2 protein-coding genes are annotated in these 1,348 nt (G+C 63.6%); both read right to left on the bottom strand.

Annotated elements, in window-relative coordinates; translation table 11 throughout:
- Window positions 1-17 precede the first annotated feature (17 nt).
- Window positions 18-836, bottom strand: coding sequence for a carbohydrate ABC transporter permease (locus tag Dsi01nite_RS56880; protein ID WP_203854878.1), 819 nt, complete (start codon window positions 834-836; stop codon window positions 18-20).
- Window positions 833-1,348, bottom strand: a 516-nt coding sequence (locus Dsi01nite_RS56875; RefSeq protein ID WP_203854877.1) for a carbohydrate ABC transporter permease, incomplete at its 5' end; no start/stop codon positions are given. The genes Dsi01nite_RS56875 and Dsi01nite_RS56880, both read right to left, overlap by 4 nt.

Below are 1,348 nucleotides of genomic sequence, written 5' to 3'. Positions count from 1 at the left end.
GGGGTGTGGGGTGTGGTTCAGCCTTTGACGGCGCCGGCGGTGAGGCCGGCGACGAGGTAGCGCTGCAGGATGGTGAAGCCGATGACGACGGGAAGGGACACGACCAGGGACGCGGCCATCAGGTCGGGCCAGGCGGTTTCGAACTCGCCGAGGAACGTGTTGACCAGACCCGGCGGCAGGGTCTGCTTGTCCGGCCCGGCCAGGGTCAACGCGAAGATGAAATCGTTCCAGCCACGGATGAACGCGAACAACCCTGTCGCCACCAGACCCGGCAACGACACCGGCAACAGAATCCGGTGGATGATCGCGCCCTGCCCCGCACCGTCGACCTTCGCCGCCTCGATCAGCTCATCCGGGATCGTGTCGAAGAACCCCTTGAGCATCCACACACACAACGGCAACGTGAACGTCGTGAACGACAGGATCAACGCCAGATACGAATTGATCAACCCGACCTGACTGAACACCAGATACAACGTGATCAACAACAACGCCTGCGGGAACATCTGCGACGCCAGGACCAGATACATCAACGACCGGCGGCCCCGGTACCGGAACTTCGCGAACGAATACCCCGTGTACGCGGCGACGATGACGGTGAGCACGGCGGTGACCGTGGACACGATGAGACTGTTGGTGAGGTACCGCAGCAGCTTCGGGTTGTCGAAGATCGCGGTGAAATGCGTGAGGGTGATCCGGTCGGGGATGAAGTGCGGCGGGAACCGGAACACGTCATGCGTCGGGGTCAACGCGGTGACCAGGACCCAGTACACCGGCCCGAACGCGAAGATCCCGATCAGCGCGACGGTGGTGGCGGGGGCGAACAGGCGTCTCATGCGGGCTCACCACGCTCGGAGATCCGCACGTACACCACGACCAGGATGAGGATCAACACCAGCCACAGCGCACCGAGGGCGCTGGCCTTGCCCAGGTCGAACGCCTTGAACGCGGTGTCATACACGGCCACCGCGAACGTCGTGGTGGAACCGGCCGGACCACCACCGGTCAACACGTAGATCATGTCGAAGTGCTGCACGTTCCAGATCACCTCGAGCAGCACGACGATCCCGAGGATCCCACGCAGGTGCGGCAGCGTCACATGCCAGAACCGGTTGACCGCCCCAGCCCCGTCCAACGCCGCCGCCTCATGCAGGGCGTGCGGCACGGTCTGCAGACCGGCCAGGAGCATCACCATGATCCACGGGAAACTGGCCCAGCTCTTCGCCACGATGATCGCCGCCATCGCCGTACCCGGACTGCCGAGCCAGACAATCGGCTCATCCACGATGTGCAACTGGACGAGCAGACCGTTGAGCAGCCCGTAGTTCGCGTTGAAAATCCACAGCCA

The sequence above is a fragment of the Dactylosporangium siamense genome (assembly GCF_016862795.1).
Taxonomy (GTDB): Bacteria; Actinomycetota; Actinomycetes; order Mycobacteriales; family Micromonosporaceae; genus Dactylosporangium; species Dactylosporangium siamense.
The sequence above is the reverse complement of the archived record's forward strand: the minus strand, read 5'-3'. Positions and strand labels throughout refer to the sequence as shown.